Raw genomic sequence first — 18688 nt, 5'->3', positions numbered from 1 at the left:
TCATCACAGGCGGGGGCTGACCCATTCGACGACTGCAGCCAGCGCAGTGGCAAGGGCGGGCCCGTCCTCGCCACCACCCTGGGCGAGGTCCGGGCGTCCGCCGCCCTTGCCCCCGATCTGACTGGCGATATGGGACAACAGTTCCCCGGCCTTGACCTTGCCCATTGCGCTGCCGTTCACACCCGCGACCAGGGCGGCCTTGCCGTCCTGGGCGCCGGCCAGCACGATCACCGCATCGCCCAGCTGCTGCTTGAGGCGGTCCATGCCGTCACGCAGGGCCTTGGCGTCGAAGCCCTCCAGACGGGCCGCCAGCACCTTCACGCCGGCAACCTCGACGGCCTGGCCGGACAGGTCGGCCGTGGCACCTGCGGCGACCTTGGCCTTCACGGCTTCCAGTTCGCGCTCCAGCTGCTTCTGGCGCTGGCCAAGGGCACGGATCTTCTCGACCACATCGGCTGCACTGCCGCCGAGCAGGTCGGCGGCCTCGGCCAGCCGGGCCTCTTCGGCGTCCACGTAGTCCAGGGCGCCCTGGCCGGTGACGGCCTCGATGCGGCGCACGCCGGCGGAGACACCGCCCTCGGAGGTGATCTTGAACAGGCCGATGTCGCCAGTACGGTTGACGTGGGTGCCACCGCACAGCTCGGTGGAGTAGTCCCCCATCTTCAGTACGCGCACGTTTTCGCCGTACTTCTCGCCGAACAGCGCCATCGCACCGAAGTCCAGCGCTTCCTGCATGCCCATGTTGTGCACTTCGGCGGCGTTGTTGGCGCGCACCTGCTGGTTGACCTTGCGCTCGATCACGGCCAGCTCTTCCGCGCTGATCGGCTGGAAGTGCGAGAAGTCGAAACGCAGGCGATCCGGGGCGACCAGCGAGCCCTTCTGCTGCACGTGGGTGCCCAGCACTTCGCGCAGAGCGGCATGCAGCAGGTGGGTGGCCGAGTGGTTGAGGATGGTGGCGCCACGGCGCTCGCCATCGACCTGGCCGGACAGGACGTCGCCAACCTTCAGGCCACCTTCGGACAGGGTGCCGACGTGGCCATGGAACTGGCCGGCGAACTTCTGGGTATCGTCCACCGCCAGGCGCACGCCGTTGCCGGACAGCACGCCGGTGTCGCCGACCTGGCCACCGGATTCGGCGTAGAACGGGGTCTGGTCGGTGATCACGATGACCGCATCACCGGCATCGGCCGACCGCACCGGACGACCGTCCTTCAGCACGGCCAGCACGGTCAGGCCATCGGCCTGCAGGCGGTCATAGCCGAGGAAGCGGGTTGGGCTGAGGGTCGCCACCAGCTCTGCCGGCAGGGTCACACCGCCGCCGAACTTGCCGGCCGCACGTGCGGTTTCGCGCTGCTGTTCCATCGCAGCATCGAAGCCGACGATGTCGACGGTCAGGTCACGCTCGCGGGCGATGTCCTGGGTCAGGTCGAGCGGGAAGCCATAGGTGTCGTACAGGCGGAAGGCGTCAACGCCCGGGATCACGCCATTGCTGACCTTGCCCGCGACGTCTTCGAAGATCTTCATGCCAGCATCGAGGGTTTCAGCAAAACGCTCTTCCTCGGCCTGCAGTGCGCGGGTGACGGTGTCCACCGCCGCCGGCAGTTCCGGATAGGCCTCGCCCATCTGCTCGACCAGGGTCGGCACAAGCTTGCTGAAGAACGGCTGGCGCACGCCCAGCATCCAGCCGTGGCGCAGGGCGCGGCGGATGATACGGCGCAGCACGTAACCACGGCCTTCGTTGGACGGCAGCACGCCATCGACGATCAGGAACGAGCAGGCACGGATGTGATCGGCGATCACGCGCAGCGACTTGTTCTCCAGGTCGGCGGTGCCGGTCAGCTCCGAGGCCTTGCGGATCAGCGCCTGGAACAGGTCGATCTCGTAGTTGGTATGCACGTGCTGCAGGATCGCTGCCAGGCGCTCCAGGCCCATGCCGGTATCCACGCACGGGGCCGGCAGCGGCACCAGGGTGCCGTCGGGCTGGCGGTCGAACTGCATGAACACCAGGTTCCAGATCTCGATGAAGCGGTCACCGTCTTCATCCGGAGAACCCGGGGGGCCACCGGCGATATGGTCGCCGTGGTCGTAGAAGATCTCGGTGCACGGGCCACAGGGGCCGGTGTCAGCCATCTGCCAGAAGTTGTCCGAGGCGAACGGTGCACCCTTGTTGTCGCCGATGCGCACGATGCGCGCTTCCGGAATGCCGACCATGTCGCGCCACAGTTCGTAGGCTTCGTCGTCGGTCTGGTACACGGTGACCAGCAGGCGCTCGGCCGGCAGCTTCCAGACCTGGGTCAGCAGCTCCCAGGCCCAGGCGATCGCGTCCTTCTTGAAGTAGTCGCCAAACGACCAGTTGCCCAGCATTTCGAAGAAGGTGTGATGGCGCGCGGTGTAGCCGACCTGGTCGAGGTCGTTGTGCTTGCCGCCGGCGCGCAGGCAGCGCTGGACGTCGGCCGCACGCACATAGCTGCGCTTCTCCGCGCCAAGGAACACGTCCTTGAACTGCACCATGCCGGAGTTGGTGAACAGCAGGGTCGGATCATTGCCCGGCACCAGCGGCGCCGACGGCACGATGGTGTGGCCTTTGCCCTTGAAGAATTCAAGGAAGTCGCTGCGGATCTGGGAGGTCGTGAATTTGGCGGATGCGTTCATTGGGGGCTGGCAGTCTGCGGGCCGGCGGACCCGGACCACCGGCCGCGTTGGCCAGGGTCGCGAGGGACCGCCGAAAACCTAAAGGGTATCAGGCCCGGCGCCGCCAGTCTCAGTCATCCGGGTCGTAGCGGGTCGCGCGACGGATACTGTCGCCGTCGAAGCCGCGCCGGGCCAGCAGATCGGCCGCCTTGCGCCGCTGCGTCAGATCCTGCGGGCCGGCCTCGCCGAAGCGCCGGCGGACCAGATCACGGGCGTTTTCCTGCCAGTCGCCTTCGTAGCTGTCCATCGCCGCGGCAATGGCGGCACTGTCCAGGCCGTGGGTGCCGAGTTCGGCACGGACATGGATCGGCCCATAGCCGGTGTTGGCGCGCATCCGCACCAGGTTCTCGGCGAAACGGGTGTCGTCCTGCCAGCCGGCCTCGGTCAGCTTGGCGACGGCGGCCTGCGCGGCCTCGTCTTCGATGCCACGGGCGGTCAGCTTGCGGGTCAGTTCCTTGCGCGAGTGCTCGCGGCGGACCAGCAGGCCCAGCGCCCGTTGCACGGGGGTCTGCTCACGCGGCCGGCGCTTGCGGCCGGTCGGAATGTCTTCGGCATTGGACATGGGTACTCCAAGGATGGCGCCATCCGTGGCGCCCAGCCCATCCCTGGGCAATTCGAACCTGCGGGACAGGACGACGTCACTGACGGCGCCGCCCTGCCCCACAGCAAGCCTTACTCGTCGTCGCCTTCGTCGTCGCCTTCCTCGCGGGCCGCTTCGGCCGGCTGGAACTTCTCGCGCAGCTCGGCTTCGAGCTTGGCGGCGACGGTGGGGTTGTCGCGCAGATAGCCTCGGGCGTTGTCCTTGCCCTGGCCGATGCGTTCTTCACCGTAGCTGTACCAGGCACCGGCCTTCTCGACCAGCTTGGCATCCACGCCCATGTCGATCAGTTCGCCTTCGCGGCTGATGCCTTCGCCATACAGGATCTCGGTGATGACCTGCTTGAACGGCGGTGCCAGCTTGTTCTTGACGACCTTGATCTTGGTCTGGTTGCCGATGATCTCGTCGCCCTTCTTGATCGCACCGATGCGGCGGATATCCAGGCGGACCGAGGCGTAGAACTTCAGCGCGTTGCCACCGGTGGTGGTTTCCGGGCTCTGGCCCGGCATCATCACACCGATCTTCATGCGCAGCTGGTTGATGAAGATCACCAGCGTGTTGGAGCGCTTGATGTTGCCGGTCAGCTTGCGCAGCGCCTGGCTCATCAGGCGGGCCTGCAGGCCCGGCAGCTGATCGCCCATCTCGCCTTCGATTTCAGCCTTCGGGGTCAGCGCGGCAACCGAGTCGATCACCAGGATGTCGACCGAACCCGAACGGACCAGCATGTCGGCGATTTCCAGCGCCTGCTCACCGGTATCCGGCTGCGACAGCAGCAGGTCGTCCACGTTCACGCCCAGCTTGGCGGCGTAGATCGGGTCCAGCGCGTGCTCGGCGTCGATGAAGGCCGCGGTGCCGCCCATCTTCTGGCATTCGGCGATGGCCTGCAGGGTCAGCGTGGTCTTGCCCGAGGATTCCGGGCCGTAGATCTCGACGACACGGCCCTTCGGCAGACCGCCAATGCCCAGTGCGATGTCGAGCATCAGCGAACCGGTCGGGATGGCTTCGACGGGCTCGACCACACGGTCGCCCATGCGCATCACCGAGCCCTTGCCGAACTGCTTCTCGATCTGGCCCAGAGCTGCAGCGAGGGCGCGCTTCTTGTTCTCGTCCATCGGTTGGGTCCTTGCAGAGGTCGTGTCGTTGGAGGTGCTGTCTTTGGGGGTCTTCTTTGCCATGGGCTCACTTTAAGTCGGACGTATCGCACAGGCTGAGATTCTGCCCGGCGCTTTGAAAAGAATTATCGGACATCCGTACCAACCTCAGTGGAACCAGAGAATCGCCACAAAAGACCGCGGGGTAATGCGTTATGGAACGGGTCACCGGTTGGGTCGCAACAGGCCGCAATAGAGGCCTTCGATCGAGAAGTCCTGGTCCGGCAGCACCTCGATCGGCTTGTAGTCGGGGTTGCGCGGCAGCAGGCGGATACGATCCTTGGCGATCTTCAGCAGCTTGACGGTGATCTCGTCATCGATACGGGCCACCACGATCTGCCCGGAATGGGCGTCGCGGGTGCGGTGCACGCCGATCAGGTCACCGTCGAAGATGCCCTCGTCGATCATCGAGTCGCCCAGCACCTTCAGCAGGTAGTCCGGCGCTGGCGAGAAGAAGACCCGGTCCAACACCACGAAATCGTCCGAGCCGATATCGGCGCCGATCGGCAGGCCGGCCGCAACGCGGCCGAGCACTGGCAGGCGCAGAACGCTGTCGGGCAGACTTGGCTCGGCCAGCTTCTCGACCGGCGGTGCCTGCACCAGGCGGATGCCGCGCGCCTGGCCTGGGATGCGACGGATCGCACCGGCCTGTTCCAGGGCCTCCAGGTGGTACTGGGCCGCGCGCACGCCCTTGAAGCCGAACGCGCGTGCGATTTCCGTCTGCGACGGCGGCGCGCCTTCGCTCTCGATACGCTCGGCGATCAACTGCAGGATCGCCTGCTGGGTGTCGGTCAGGTCCATGGTTAGTAGTATTACTACTAACGCCTCGGACTGCAAGTGCCGGGGGCGACAGGGCGTGCGGACCTGTGGAGCCGGGGCATGCCCGGCAAGCGTCCCCCGGCCAGCCGGCCGGTCGGCGAAGGCGAAGGCAAAAGCAAAGGCAGCCGACTAACCGTCGGCTCTACAGGAATCGCTGCGCGATTCCGCGGTTCCCTTTGGGAACCGCTGCGGCAAGCACACTAGGTGTGCTTGCCGCTTCTCCATATCGAAAACAGGATCCACACGCCGCAGACGCCGGCGCCGATGAAGCCGCAGACCCCCAGCGCCAGCAGCCAGCGGCTGGAAACACCGCCGACGCTGTGCATCACGATCGAGGAGCCGATGATCAGCGCGGCGGTGACGATGCCCATCACCAGCCGGTTCGCTGCGCGGTTCACCTGTTCGCCGAAGCCCTGCAGCGCGCTGGTTTCCACCTTCAGCTGCAGACGACCGCGACGCGCCGCCTGCACCAGCTTGCGCAGGTCGCGCGGCAGCTCACCGGCGAAGTCGACCAGGCCCAGCAGGCTGCGTCGGCCACGCTTGAGCAGCGCCTTGGGCGCATAGCGCTGCAGCACTACCCGCTCCAGGAACGGGCGCGCGGCGCTGGCCATGTCGAAATCCGGGTCCAGCTGGCGCCCCATGCCCTCCAGGGTCAGGAACGCCTTGATCATCAGCGCCAGGTCGGCCGGCAGGGTCAGGCTGTAACTGCGCAGCAGCTGGGTGATGTCACCCAGCATCAGGCCGATGCGCAGGTCCTTCAGCGGCACGCCGCGGTACTGATCGACGAACTGGCTGATGTCGTGCTGCAGCCGGTTCTCGTCCACTTCCACGCCACCGGCCCAGTCCAGCAGTACGTCGGCTACGCCCTGCGGGTCCTGCTCGACCAGACCGTGCAGCAGCTGCGCGACCTGGAAGCGGCGCACTTCCGACAAGGCGCCGACCATGCCGAAATCGATCACGCCGATGCGGCCATCGCGCAGGTAGATGATGTTGCCGGGGTGCGGGTCGGCATGGAAGCTGCCGTCCTCGAGCACCATCTTCAACACGATATTGGCGCCGCGTCGGGCCAGCTCGCGGCGGTCCAACCCGGCCGCGTCGACACCGGCCAGGTCACGCCCAGGAATGCCGTCAACGAAGTCCTGCACGTTCAGGCTCTCGCAGGTCCACTGCCAGTGCACGCTGGGAATCAGGATGTCATCGCGGCCATTGAAGTTGCGCGCAATGCGCTCGGCATTGCGGCACTCGGCGGCGAAATCCAGTTCGCGGCGCAGCGACACGGTGAACTGCTGCACGACTTCGCCCGGGCGATAGCGACGCAGGTCCGGTAGGCGCGCTTCGACGATTTCGGCCAGTCGGGCCAGCAGCCGCAGGTCGGCCTCGACCACGTCGCGGATACCCGGGCGCCGCACCTTCAGTACCACCTCGCGGCCGTCATGCAGGCGCGCGCGGTGGGCCTGCGCCAGCGAGGCGGCCGCCATGGGCGTTTCATCGAGGAAGGCAAAGACCTCGGCTGGCGACGCGCCAAGATCGGCCTCCAGCTGCTCGCGGATATCGGCGTACGGCAGCGCGGGGACCGCGTTCTGCAGCTCGGACAGTTCGGCGATCCATTCCGGTGGCAGCAGGTCGACGCGCGTTGCCAGCACCTGGCCAAGCTTGACGAAAGTGGGACCGAGATCCTGCATCGCACTGCGCACGCGCACCGGCGCCGTCATCCGCAGCAGTTCCTGGCGGTCCTCGTTCCAGTGCAGCAGGCGCCCTGCCCGCTCCAGCGTGGTGGCCAGGCCGATGCGCCGCACCACGTCGCCGAAGCCATAGCGGATCAGGACGACGGCGATTTCCTGCAGTCGGCCCAGGTCACGGACCGTGCCCAGCGTTTCCCACATCATGCGTGCTCCGGACGATTACCGGAGCAGCATGTCACAGCTGGGCGTCGATGCCGCGCAATGCCGCCGCCACGGTTTGCCGGCGGATGGCTTCGCGGTCGCCATCGAACTGGAACAGCTCGGCGCGGGCATAGCCGCCACGGCGCTTCCAGCCGATCCAGACACTGCCCACCGGCTTGTCCGGGCTGCCGCCGCCGGGACCAGCGATACCGGTCACCGCCACCGCGATGCCGGCACCAGAATTGACCAGCGCGCCGGAGACCATTTCCAGCACGGTTTCGCGGCTGACCGCACCGAACTGCTCCAGGGTCTGCGCACGCACGCCGAGCAGGCGCTGCTTGGCTTCGTAGCTGTAGACCACCATGCCGCAGTCGAAGAACGCCGAGGAACCGGCAATGTCGGTCATGCACTTGGCGATCCAGCCACCACTGCAGCTTTCAGCGGTCACCAGCTGCAGCGAGGCCTGCTGCAGGCGCTGCCCGAGCGCGGCGGACTGGGCATTGAGTTCAGCGTCGGTGGGGATGGACATCGGCATGACGGTGGGGTGAAGAACCTGCACGTTGTACCGCAGATGACAGCCTGATGTCGCGCGCCGCCGCGATGGCAGTCGCCGGGCATGGCCCGGCGCTGCCTCACCACTCCGGCAGCTTCTCCGGCAGCAGCGCCCGGATCGGTGCGCCGTCGGCACTGGCGGCCAGCTTTTCGGCTTCGGCGATCGGCAGGTCGACCTGCAGCAGCCAGCCGTCCTCGTCGGCCTGCTCACTGCGGATCACTTCCAGCTGGTGCAGGCGCGCGCGCAGGCGGCCCGCATCCGGCGGCAGGCGCAGTTCGCCGGTGACGTGCTGCAGGCCCAGGCGCTTGCCCAGCACCGCCTGCAGCAGGTCCAGGCCCTGCCCGTCGCGCGCGGAAATCCACACCCGCTCGCGGCGCGACTCGTCCGGGATACCGTCCTGGCCGTCATGGCGGACGTCGGCGCCTTCAATGCGGTCGATCTTGTTGAACACCAGCAACTGCGGCAGATCACCGGCACCGACCGCGGTCAGTACCTCGTCCACCTGGGCGATGCGCTCTTCGCGGTGCGGATCAGCGGCGTCAACCACGTGCAGCAGGAAATCGGCCTCGCGTGCCTCCGACAGCGTCGAGCGGAAGGCGGCAACCAGGTCATGCGGCAGGTCACGGACGAAACCGACGGTGTCCGCCAGCACCACGTTGCCACCGGGCACCGCGATGCGGCGCACGGTCGGGTCCAGCGTGGCGAACAGCTGATCGGCGGCGTAGGCCTCGGCGCCGGTCATGGCATTGAACAGGGTCGACTTGCCGGCGTTGGTATAGCCCACCAGGGCCACGCGCGGCAGCTCGCTGCGCACGCGCGCACGACGCATCTGGGTGCGCTGCACTTCGACCTTTTCCAGGCGCTTCTGCAGCTGCTCGACCCGCTTCTGCAGCAGGCGACGGTCGGTTTCCAGCTGGGTTTCACCCGGCCCGCGCAGGCCGATCGAACCGCCACGCTGGCGCTCCAGGTGGGTCCAGCCGCGTACCAGCCGCGTCGCCAGGTGACGCAGCTGCGCCAGTTCGACCTGCAGCTTGCCTTCGTGGCTGTGCGCACGCTGGGCGAAGATGTCCAGGATCAGGCCGGTACGGTCGATCACCCGGCGCTCCAGGAACCGTTCCAGGTTGCGCTCCTGGCCCGGGCTCAACGCATGGTTGACCAGGATCAGGTCGGCGCCACTGGCATCGGCCGCCGCCTTGATCTCGTCCAGCTTGCCGCTGCCGATCAGGGTCGACGGATTCGGACGGTCCAGGCGGGCAGTGATCGTCGCGGCGATGCTGGCCCCAGCCGAGCGGGCCAGATCACCGAATTCTTCCAGCACATCGTCTTCCAGCTTGCCGAAATGGGGCTGGATCAACAGGGCGTGTTCGCCCTTTTTCGAGCGGTCAAACATTCACCGCTCCGGTCTTACTCGTCTGCTTCATCACCTGCCTGACCACCTTCACCCGACTGCACATAACCACCGCCCGGACCGACCTTCACGTTGCGTGCCGGAACGACCGTGGAAATGGCGTGCTTGTAGACCATCTGACTGACCGTGTTGCGCAGCAGGACCACGAACTGGTCGAACGACTCGATCGTGCCCTGCAGCTTGATGCCGTTGACCAGGTACACCGAAACCGGCACGCGTTCGCGCCGCAGTGCGTTCAAGAAAGGATCCTGCAGCGATTGCCCCTTGGACATTGCACACTCCTGATTATTGTTCTTATTGGGTTGCCGACGGTTGCCACGGCCCCCGAGCCGCCCGCCGACCGATGATGTTACACGGCTGGCGGGGGTTCAGCGTGCGACGAAGGTCGACACCGCGCCGGCCAGGCGCTCCCCATCCACATGGGGGTCGAACCAGCGCGCATCAAGCTCGCCACGCAGCCAGGTCAGCTGGCGCTTGGCCAGCTGGCGGGTGGCGAAGATCGCCTTGTCACGGAAACGGGCGGCATCGCCCTCGCCGTCTAGGTATTCCCAGGCTTGGCGGTAGCCGACCGCGCGCACCGCCGGCAGGTCCAGCGGCGCCGCCACGGCGGCCATTTCCGGCATTGCACGCAGCGCCCGCACCTCGTCCAGGAAGCCCTGCGCCAGCATGGCGTCGAAGCGGGCCTCGATGCGCTGGTGCAGGACGGCGCGGTCACGCGGGGCCAGGATCAGTTTCAGGGTGCGTACCGGCAAGGACGCCACGCTCGGCCGACGCTGCCATTCGGTGATGGGGGTACCGGTCAGGCGGTAGACCTCCAGCGCCCGCTGGATGCGTTGCGGGTCGGTGGCATGGATGCGCGCGGCCGCGGCCGGATCGACCTCGGCCAGCTCCGCGTGCAGCGCTGCCCAGCCACGCTCGGCAGCTTCGGCGCTGAGCGCCTCGCGCATCACCGGGTCAGCCTCCGGCATCGGTGACAGGCCCTGCAACAGGGCCCGGAAGTACAGCCCCGTACCACCTGCCAGGATCGGCGTTTTGCCACGCGCCACGATGTCGGCCACGACCCGGCTGGCATCGGCCGCGAACTCGGCTGCCGAATAGGTCTGCCACGGATCGCGCAGGTCCAGCAGATGGTGCGGTGCCTGCGCACGCTCGGCGGCGTCGGGCTTGGCCGAACCGATATCCAGATAGCGGTAGACCAGCGCCGAATCGACGCTGACGATCTCGCCGTCCAGTTGCCGCGCCAGGGCGATCGCCGTGGCGGTCTTGCCACTGGCAGTCGGGCCCATCACGGCGATCGCCAGCGGCCGCCGGTCGACGCCCATCAGTCTTCGTCCGGCCAGCGGATCGACGGCGTGGTATCGGCACGCGGCGTCGGCACGGCGTCGACGGCCTGCCAGATCTTCAGCGCATCAACGGTCGCCGCCACGTCATGCACGCGCACGATTCGCGCACCGCGCTGGACCGCGATCAGGTGTGCGGCCACCGAGGCAGCCACGCGCTCGGAGGGCGTGTCGCGGCCGGTCAGTTCGCCGAGGCTGCGCTTGCGCGACAAGCCGGCCAACATCGGCACGCCCAGTTCCAGGAAGCGCTCGGAGCGTGCCAGCAGGGTCATGTTGTGGGCGGTGGTCTTGCCGAAACCGAAGCCGAGATCGAACAGCAGGTTCTTCTTGGCGATACCGGCCATTTCCGCAGCGAACAGCCGTTGCACCAGGAAACCGTGCACTTCGGCGACCACGTCGTCGTAGTGCGGATCGGCCTGCATATGGCCCGGCTCACCCTGCATGTGCATCAGCACCACCGGCACGCCCGCGTCCGCAGCGGCTTCCAGTGCACCGTCCTGGCGAAGGCCGAAAATGTCGTTGATCATGCCGGCGCCGGCGGCCACTGCTGCGCGCATCACCTCCGGCTTGAAGGTGTCGATGCTGATCGGCACCTGGCTGCGGGCAGCCAGCTGCTCGATCACCGGGATCACGCGACGCAGCTCTTCCTCGACCGGTACCGGCGCAGCGCCCGGGCGGGTCGATTCGCCGCCGATGTCGAGCAGGTCGGCGCCTTCCTCCACCAGCTTCAGGCCGTGCGCTACGGCGGCTTCGGTTGTGTCGTGCGCGCCGCCGTCGGAGAACGAGTCCGGCGTGACGTTGACGATGCCCATGACCCGGGCACGGTCCAGGCGCAGGATGCGGCCGGCGCAATCGAGCTGGGGCGAGGTATCGAACATGGGCAATCCTGCAGGGACAACGGCGGGTAGTTTAGTTCGGCAGGGCGGCGCCCTGCACCCGCAGAGGCTTCAGGCCAAGGCAACGGCAACGTCAGAAGCGGGCATTCCGTGCGATGGCGGGGTGGATCCGATTGCGGGGGGCGCCGTAAATACGTCCATGTAGGCTCGGTCGCCGCATCCATGCGGCTCACGCCCCCGCAACCGGACCCACCCCGCCTTCGACAGATTTCCGCGATCTGCAGTAGATCCACGCCATGCGTGGATGAATCTCCATCGGAATCGAATATTTCGAATTGGAGTCGAAATGCATCCACGCATGGCGTGGATCCACCGTGTCGACCAAGGTCGACACCTACCAACAGCAGCAGGAATCTGTCAGAGGTGGGGCGGTGTCGGATGGCGGGGTGTCAGCCGCATGGATGCGGCTGCCAAGCCCCCATGGATGGGTTTACGGCGTCCCCGCCATCCGACACCGCCCCGCCAAACCACGGAATACCACTGTTGCTGTTGCTCTGGCTCGTAGCAGGTGCAGGGCGCAGCCCTGCCGACACCCTCAACGGCGGCGGCGCTTGCGGTCCACGTACAGGGTCTTGGCGATGCTCAACACGATGCCGACCGCAATACCCACCACGCAGCCCAGCAGCAGGTTGTCGGCGCCCAGGCCTACGCCCACGCCCACCACCGTGGCGATGATCATTTCGACGGTGTGGGAAATCGGTTCGGGCTTCGGGGCGGACATGCAGACTCCAGCGTCAGATCGGTACATCAGAAGGGGCCGGTGGCCCGGAAACGACAAGGCCGGGTTGCCCCGGCCTCGTCTGGTGTCACGTGCAGCAGGCCGTCAGTGCGATTCGGCCGGGCCTGCGATCGGCGGCAGCGGACGGGCGTCGCCGCCCTTGTCGTTGCCGCCGTCCTTGTTCGACTTGCTCCAGCCGGCCGGCGGCGGCGGATCGCGGCCTTCCATGATGGCGTCGATCTGCGGCGCGTCGATGGTCTCGTACTGCAGCAGCAGCTGCGACATCGCGTGCAGCTTGTCGATGTTGGCCGTCATCAGCTCGGTGGTGCGTGCGTAGGCCTCGTCGAGGATGTTGCGCACTTCCTCGTCGATGCGGCGCGCGGTGTCGTTGGACACGCTCTTGTGCTGGGTGACCGAGCGACCCAGGAACACCTCGTCATCCTCTTCGCCATAGGCGATCGGGCCGAGCTGGTCGGACAGGCCCCACTTGGTGACCATGTTGCGGGCCATCTTGGTGGCGCGTTCGATGTCGTTGGAGGCACCGGTGGTGACCTTGTCAGCACCGAAGATCAGCTCCTCTGCGACACGGCCGCCGTACAGCGAGCACAGCTGCGACTTGATCGCCACGCGGTTCATCGAGTACTTGTCGCCTTCCGGCAGGTACATGGTCACGCCCAGCGCACGACCGCGCGGAATGATGGTGACCTTGTAGACCGGGTCATGCTCGGGCACCAGGCGACCGACGATGGCGTGGCCAGCCTCGTGGTAGGCGGTGAGGGTCTTCTCCTCCTCGCTCATGGCCATCGAGCGGCGCTCGGCACCCATCAGGATCTTGTCGCGGGCACGGTCGAAGTGGTCCATTCGGACTTCCTTCTCGTTGCCACGCGCGGCGAACAGGGCGGCCTCGTTGCAGAGGTTGGCCAGGTCGGCACCCGAGAAACCAGGGGTACCACGCGCGATCACCATCGGCTCGACGTCGTCGGCCAGCGGCAGCTTGCGCATGTGGACCTTCAGGATGTGCTCGCGGCCCTTCACGTCCGGCAGGCCGACCACGACCTGGCGGTCGAAACGGCCCGGACGCAGCAGCGCCGGGTCCAGCACGTCCGGACGGTTGGTCGCGGCGATCACGATCACACCTTCGCCACCCTCGAAGCCATCCATTTCGACCAGCAGCTGGTTCAGCGTCTGCTCGCGCTCATCATGACCGCCGCCCAGGCCGGCGCCACGGTGGCGACCGACGGCATCGATTTCGTCGATGAAGATGATGCACGGCGCGTGCTTCTTGGCCTGCTCGAACATGTCGCGCACGCGGCTGGCGCCGACGCCGACGAACATTTCCACGAAGTCCGAACCGGAGATCGAGAAGAACGGCACCTTGGCTTCGCCGGCGATGGCCTTGGCCAGCAGCGTCTTGCCGGTACCCGGCGGGCCCACCATCAGCACGCCGCGCGGAATCTTGCCGCCCAGCTTGGTGAACTTGGACGGGTCGCGCAGGAAGTCGACCAGTTCGCCCACTTCTTCCTTGGCCTCGTCGCAGCCGGCGACGTCGGCAAAGGTGACCTTGATCTGGTCTTCGCCCTGCAGCTTGGCCCGCGACTTGCCGAAGGACATCGCGCCCTTGGCACCGCCGCCACCGCCCTGCATCTGGCGCATGATGAACAACCAGAAGCCGATGATCAGGATGACCGGCAGGAAATTCATCAGGATCGCACCGAGGGAAATGCCGCTGGACGGCTCCTCCTGCACGATTTCCACGTTCTTGGTACGCAGTACGTTGATCAGGTCACGATCGAACGGCGCGGTGATGGTGGACGACTGCCCACCGCGGGTGGTGTAGGTCAGCTGGCTGGTGCCGCCGCGCATGTCGCCGCCGAAGGCGACCTTCTGCACGTTGCCGCTGTCCACCTGGTCCAGGAACTGCGAATACGACGCGCCCTGCGCCCCGGCCCCGGAGGACTTGGGCGAGAAGCTCTGGAAGACCACCATCAGCACGACGGCGACGACCACCCATAGCAGGAGGTTCTTGGTCAAGTCGTTCATCCTCATTGGCTCCGGTGTTCCTCTCAGTGCTGGCGTTGCGTTGGGGTCGAACTTGCGTACGTTGCGAGCTTACTTCATGTGGGCGCGTTTTCCCTGACCCAAGGCATACACCTCGGGCGAGCGCTTGCGCGAGGCTTCCGGCTTGCGGATGGAGACCTTGTCGTACCGGCGGCGCATGTCGCGCACGTAGTCGTCAAAGCCTTCGCCCTGGAACAGCTTGATTAGGAACGCCCCACCGGTCTTCAGGTGGTTGTCGGCAAAATCCAGGGCCAGCTCCGCCAGGTGCATCATCCGCGGCTGGTCGACCGCGCCCACACCACTCTTATTGGGGGCCATGTCGGACAGCACAAGGTCTACCGGCTGATCCCCGAGCATGGCTTCAAACTGCGATAGGACGGCTTCTTCCCTGAAGTCACCGTGAAGGAACTCCACGCCAGCCAGCGGCGGCATGTCCAGGATGTCCAGGGCGAGCACGCGGCCGGTGTCACCTATCTGTCTCCGAACCTGCTGAGACCAGCCGCCCGGTGCCGCGCCGAGGTCGACCACCACCATGTGTGGCTTCAGCAACCGGTCACGTTCGAGCAGCTCTTCGAGCTTGTAGGCCGCGCGCGAGCGCATGCCTTCGGCCTGCGCCTTCTTCACGAAGGGGTCGGAGAAGTGTTCCTTGAGCCAGCGCTGGCTGCTTTTGCTGCGGGTAGCCATTGAAAATAGGGGCTGATGGGGTCCTCATGATACCCTGATCCCCCCATTCAACCGTGTTTTCCTGCATGCCCACCGCCCTGACCGCCTCCCAGACCCGTTTCCTGCGCGGCCAAGCCCACGACCTGAAGGCCCTGCTGCAGACCGGCGGCAAGGGCGTGACTCCGGCCTTCATCGCTGAGCTGAACGAAGTGCTGGAGCGCCACGAGCTGGTGAAGGTGAAGGTCGCCGCCGAGGACCGCGAAGCGCGGGATGTGATGATCGGCGAGATCGTCGAAGCCACCGAGAGTGCTCTGGTGCAGCGCATCGGCCACGTCGCCGTGCTGTACCGTCCGAGCAAGGAACAGCGCCAGATCGTGCTGCCGCGCGGCTGATCGCTCGACTGCCATGCAGCTGAACCACGAACCGCCGGATTACGCCTACAGCCTGCGCGCCGCCGATGGCCGCTCAGCCCGGGTCAACGAGCTGGTGCTGGCCAGCAGCTTCTTCCTGACCCCGGACCAGCTGGTCGAGCACTGGCCGGTGAAGCAGGCCGCCGAACTGCAGCTGGCCGACCTGGAGCCGATCCTGGCGCTGAACCCGGCACTGATCGTACTCGGCACCGGCGACCGCCAGGTGTTCCCGCCGGCGGTGGTGATGGCGGCCTGCCTGTCGCGCGGCATCGGCCTGGAAGTGATGAACAATCCGGCCGCCGCGCGCACCTTCAACATCCTTGCCGGCGAAGGCCGCAAGGTCGCCGCCGCCTTCATTCTCGAAGGCTGACGTGGTGCCGCCGGACATGGCCCGGCGCTACCCTGGATCACACTTGACTCTGTAGCGCCCGAGCCCATGCTCGGGCGGCGCCGCATCGCGGCGAGAAAAGCCGCCGGGCACGGCCCGGCGCTACCCGTCTCTGCCTGGTCAGCGCGCCGGCAGATACTGCTGCGGGTCGACCGGCTTGCCGTTGTAGCGAATCTCGAAGTGGACCATGTCGCGGTTCGCACCGGTACGGCCCATCTCGGCGATCTGCTCGCCGGCCTTCACGCTCTGGCCTTCGTTCACCAGGCGCTTGCGGTTGTGGCCATAGGCCGACAGCCACTGGTCACTGTGCTTGATGATGATCAGCTCGCCGTAGCCGACCAGGCCGGCACCGGAGTACACCACCACGCCATTGGCGGTGGCCTTCACCGGCTGGCCGCTGGTGCCGGCGATATCCACGCCCTGCTTGGTTGCGTCACCGGCCACGTAGCGGCCGACGATGGCGCCATCAGCCGGCCAGCGCCAGGCGATGTTGCTCTTCACCGGTCCCACCGGGGTGGTGGTCGGCGCGGTGCTGCCCGTGCTGCCACCTCCTGAACGCGGCGGGGTCACCACCGTGGTCGGCGCGCGGCCACCGCTGGCACCGGCCGGATACAGGCGGATCACCTGGCCCGGATGAATGGTCGACGGGTTGTCCAGGCGGTTCCAGGCGATCAGGTCGGCCGGAGTGATGTCGTGGATGCGGGCCAGCGCATAGATGGTATCGCCCTTGCGCACCACTACGCTCTGCCCGGGCTTGGGCACCGAGGTCTTCGGCGTGGTCACGCCGCCGCCGGCGCTGCCGCTGCCGCCCGGGCGGACCACGGTGGCGGTGCCGCAGGCGGCCAGGGTGGAAACCAGCAACACCAGCGCGCCGATGCGCACTCCCTTGCTCAGACGATCAGGACTCATGCGAACTTCGACCTCCATACAAGCCAGGCGACCAGCACCACCACCAACGCAGTGGCGATCCAGCCCAGCGGTTCAATCCAGCGGCGCAGCGCCGCTTCGGCACGCGCACCACCGATACGAATGACCGCGGCCAGCACGTACACGCGCTTGCCACGACCGATCAGCATGCTCAACAGATACTGCGGCATCGGTACGCCGACGATACCCGATGCCCACGTGAAGACCTTCATCGGGATGGGCATGAAACCGCCCAGTACCAGGAAGGTGAACACCGCCCACGGCGACTCGGCCATCTTCGCCTGCACGGTGGTGATGCCCTGCTCGATCGCCGGCAGCATGCCCAGCGCTTCGAACAGCGGCTTGATCGCTTCGAAGGCGAAGTGGCCCAGCGCGTAGCCGACCACCGCCCCGACCATCGAGCCGGCCAGGCTGAGGGTGGCGAACCACCAGCCGCGCTTGGGCTGGGCCACGCACATCGGCGCCAGCATCACCTCCGGCATCACCGGGAAGATGATCGCTTCAAAGAAGCTCAGCACTGTCAGGTAGGTCGGCGCGCGTTCGTGCGCCGCCCACTTCATCGCCCGCTCGTACAGCGGCCCGAAAATCTTCATGCAAACCCTGCTCCGTGGATTAGTCGAGCATGCCGGACAGCAGCGGCACGAACGTGACCGGCGCCAGCACGCGTTGTTCGATGCTGCCATCAGCCTTGCGGTCCAACTGCACCAGCGACTGTCCGCCCGGACCGCCAACCGGCGCGACCAGGCGGCCGCCCTCGGCCAGCTGCCCGACCAGCTCATCGACCAGCGCCGGTGCAGCTGCAGTGACCACGATGGCATCGAACGGGCCATGTTCGGCCCAGCCGGCACGGCCGTCGTCATGCTTGGTGCGGATGTTCATGCCCAGTGCGCGGAAGCGCTTGCGTGCCTGCCGCAGCAGGTCGCCGATGCGCTCGACGGTGTAGATCTCCAGGCCCAGCGCGCCGAGCACGGCGGCCTGGTAGCCGGAGCCGGTTCCGACTTCCAGCACCTTCTTCGGTGATACCTGCAGCACGGCTTCGGTCATGCGCGCCACCACCCACGGCTGGGAGATGGTCTGGCCGTGGCCGATCGGCAGGGCCGTGTCTTCGTAGGCACGCGAGGCCAGCGCCTCATCGATGAACAGATGACGCGGCACCACCCGGATCGCATTCAAGGTCGACTCGTCGACAATGCCGGCTTCGCGCAGGCGATCGACCAGGCGGTCACGCACGCGCTGCGAGGTCATGCCGATACCGACGGCTTCCGGCTGCAGGCGCAAGCGTGGGCTCATGCCGGCTGGTCCAGCGCGGCGCTGAGGCCGCCGACCCAGCTGGCCACCTTCTCCAGGGCCTGGTAGCGGGTCAGGTCGACCTGGATCGGGGTGATCGAGATGCGGCCGGTGCGTACCGCGTGGAAATCGGTGCCGGGGCCGGAGTCCTGCTCACGACCGGCCGGGCCGATCCAGTAGACCTCGTTGCCGCGCGGGTCCTTCTGCGCGATGCAGCCTTCGGCGCGATGGCGGTTGCCCAAGCGCGTGACCTCGAAGCCCTTGACCTCGTTCCACGGCAGGTCCGGCACGTTGACGTTGAGGATGGTGTCGGCGGGCAGCGGATCGGCCTTGAGCCGGGCAACGATCTCGACCGCGGCGCGCGCAGCGGTCTCGAAATGCTTCGGGTCGTGATTGCGGCTGACCAGTGAAACAGCGACGGCCGGCAGGCCGAGGAAACGGCCTTCCATCGCCGCCGAGACTGTGCCGGAATAGATCACGTCATCGCCGAGGTTGGCGGCATTGTTGATGCCGGACACGACAATATCGGGCTCGAATTCAAGCAGGCCGGTCAGCGCCAGGTGCACGCAGTCGGTGGGCGTACCGGCCACCGAGACGGTGTAATGGTCGATGCGCTTGAGGCGGATCGGCAGGTCCAGGGTCAGTGAGTTGCTGGCGCCGGAGCGATCGCGGTCGGGTGCGACCACCGTGACTTCGTGCCCAGCCTCGCGCAGTACCGAGGCCAGCATCCGGATGCCTGCGGCGTCGACACCGTCGTCGTTACTCACCAGGATTCGCATCTTCGATTTAACCGCTTGATTTTCCAAGAATTCGATTCCGTCACCGTGCAGTGTGGGCGGGACCGTCGTGCTCCCTTCCGAAGCCGTCGACCCTGCAAGGGCATCATCTATTGTGCCGC

19 protein-coding genes are annotated in these 18688 nt (G+C 66.7%); 2 read left to right on the top strand and 17 right to left on the bottom strand.

Annotated elements, in window-relative coordinates:
- Positions 1-3: 3 nt before the first annotated feature.
- From alaS to rlmE, 13 genes are all read right to left on the bottom strand, one after another.
- Positions 4-2652: an alanine--tRNA ligase gene (gene alaS / locus QP512_RS07760; protein WP_286071601.1), complete on the bottom strand. Its 2649-nt coding sequence runs from the start codon at positions 2650-2652 to the stop codon at positions 4-6.
- A gap of 109 nt (positions 2653-2761) precedes the next feature.
- The gene (gene recX / locus QP512_RS07755) at positions 2762-3253 is read right to left on the bottom strand and encodes a recombination regulator RecX (RefSeq protein WP_286071600.1); all 492 of its coding nucleotides are present in this window, start codon (positions 3251-3253) and stop codon (positions 2762-2764) included.
- Positions 3254-3363: 110 nt separating this feature from the next.
- Complete coding sequence (gene recA, locus QP512_RS07750) at positions 3364-4401, bottom strand: recombinase RecA (protein WP_049420399.1); 1038 nt, start codon at positions 4399-4401, stop codon at positions 3364-3366.
- A gap of 204 nt (positions 4402-4605) precedes the next feature.
- Complete coding sequence (gene lexA / locus QP512_RS07745; RefSeq protein ID WP_286071599.1) at positions 4606-5241, bottom strand: transcriptional repressor LexA; 636 nt, start codon at positions 5239-5241, stop codon at positions 4606-4608.
- Positions 5242-5459: 218 nt separating this feature from the next.
- A complete protein-coding gene (ubiB, locus tag QP512_RS07740) occupies positions 5460-7142 on the bottom strand; it encodes a 2-polyprenylphenol 6-hydroxylase (protein ID WP_286072008.1) in 1683 nt (560 codons plus the stop codon).
- A gap of 34 nt (positions 7143-7176) precedes the next feature.
- Positions 7177-7671 (bottom strand): nicotinamide-nucleotide amidohydrolase family protein, encoded by a 495-nt coding sequence (locus QP512_RS07735; RefSeq protein ID WP_010484249.1) that lies wholly within the window; start codon positions 7669-7671, stop codon positions 7177-7179.
- A 103-nt stretch (positions 7672-7774) separates the two neighbouring features.
- Positions 7775-9085 (bottom strand): ribosome rescue GTPase HflX, encoded by a 1311-nt coding sequence (gene hflX, locus QP512_RS07730; RefSeq protein WP_049439898.1) that lies wholly within the window; start codon positions 9083-9085, stop codon positions 7775-7777.
- A gap of 14 nt (positions 9086-9099) precedes the next feature.
- Entirely contained in the window at positions 9100-9375 is a 276-nt protein-coding gene (gene hfq / locus QP512_RS07725; RefSeq protein WP_004152891.1) for an RNA chaperone Hfq, read from the bottom strand.
- 96 nt (positions 9376-9471) lie between these two features.
- A complete protein-coding gene (gene miaA, locus QP512_RS07720; RefSeq protein WP_286071598.1) occupies positions 9472-10425 on the bottom strand; it encodes a tRNA (adenosine(37)-N6)-dimethylallyltransferase MiaA in 954 nt (317 codons plus the stop codon).
- On the bottom strand, positions 10425-11321 hold the full coding sequence (gene folP / locus QP512_RS07715; RefSeq protein ID WP_286071597.1) for a dihydropteroate synthase: 897 nt from the start codon (positions 11319-11321) through the stop codon (positions 10425-10427). Before folP ends, miaA begins: the two co-directional genes overlap by 1 nt.
- A 553-nt stretch (positions 11322-11874) precedes the next feature.
- Positions 11875-12060, bottom strand: a complete 186-nt coding sequence (locus QP512_RS07710) for a hypothetical protein (protein ID WP_014036752.1) — start codon at positions 12058-12060, stop codon at positions 11875-11877.
- 102 nt (positions 12061-12162) lie between these two features.
- Entirely contained in the window at positions 12163-14097 is a 1935-nt protein-coding gene (gene ftsH / locus QP512_RS07705; RefSeq protein ID WP_286071596.1) for an ATP-dependent zinc metalloprotease FtsH, read from the bottom strand.
- Positions 14098-14166: 69 nt separating this feature from the next.
- Entirely contained in the window at positions 14167-14799 is a 633-nt protein-coding gene (gene rlmE, locus QP512_RS07700; protein ID WP_005409014.1) for a 23S rRNA (uridine(2552)-2'-O)-methyltransferase RlmE, read from the bottom strand.
- A 65-nt stretch (positions 14800-14864) separates the two neighbouring features.
- On the opposite strand from rlmE, the gene yhbY reads away from it, so the two are divergent.
- A complete protein-coding gene (gene yhbY, locus QP512_RS07695; RefSeq protein WP_286071595.1) occupies positions 14865-15170 on the top strand; it encodes a ribosome assembly RNA-binding protein YhbY in 306 nt (101 codons plus the stop codon).
- 13 nt (positions 15171-15183) lie between these two features.
- Positions 15184-15558 carry an Mth938-like domain-containing protein gene (locus QP512_RS07690; RefSeq protein WP_286071594.1) on the top strand — a complete coding sequence of 125 codons (375 nt, stop codon included), beginning with the start codon at positions 15184-15186 and terminating at the stop codon, positions 15556-15558.
- Between the two features lie 138 nt (positions 15559-15696).
- Here the strand turns inward: QP512_RS07690 and QP512_RS07685 are convergent, their stop codons facing one another.
- The 4 genes from QP512_RS07685 to surE are packed head-to-tail and all read right to left on the bottom strand — an operon-like array spanning position 15697 to position 18569.
- On the bottom strand, positions 15697-16485 hold the full coding sequence (locus QP512_RS07685) for a peptidoglycan DD-metalloendopeptidase family protein (RefSeq protein ID WP_286071593.1): 789 nt from the start codon (positions 16483-16485) through the stop codon (positions 15697-15699).
- Positions 16482-17096 carry a YqaA family protein gene (locus QP512_RS07680; RefSeq protein ID WP_286071592.1) on the bottom strand — a complete coding sequence of 205 codons (615 nt, stop codon included), beginning with the start codon at positions 17094-17096 and terminating at the stop codon, positions 16482-16484. Before QP512_RS07680 ends, QP512_RS07685 begins: the two co-directional genes overlap by 4 nt.
- 19 nt (positions 17097-17115) lie before the next feature.
- Positions 17116-17793, bottom strand: a complete 678-nt coding sequence (locus QP512_RS07675) for a protein-L-isoaspartate(D-aspartate) O-methyltransferase (RefSeq protein WP_049429575.1) — start codon at positions 17791-17793, stop codon at positions 17116-17118.
- Complete coding sequence (surE, locus tag QP512_RS07670; RefSeq protein ID WP_286071591.1) at positions 17790-18569, bottom strand: 5'/3'-nucleotidase SurE; 780 nt, start codon at positions 18567-18569, stop codon at positions 17790-17792. Before surE ends, QP512_RS07675 begins: the two co-directional genes overlap by 4 nt.
- Between the last annotated feature and the right edge of the window lie 119 nt (positions 18570-18688).

This window comes from Stenotrophomonas sp. 57 (assembly GCF_030291075.1).
Lineage (GTDB): Bacteria > Pseudomonadota > Gammaproteobacteria > Xanthomonadales > Xanthomonadaceae > Stenotrophomonas.
The sequence above is the reverse complement of the archived record's forward strand: the minus strand, read 5'-3'. Positions and strand labels throughout refer to the sequence as shown.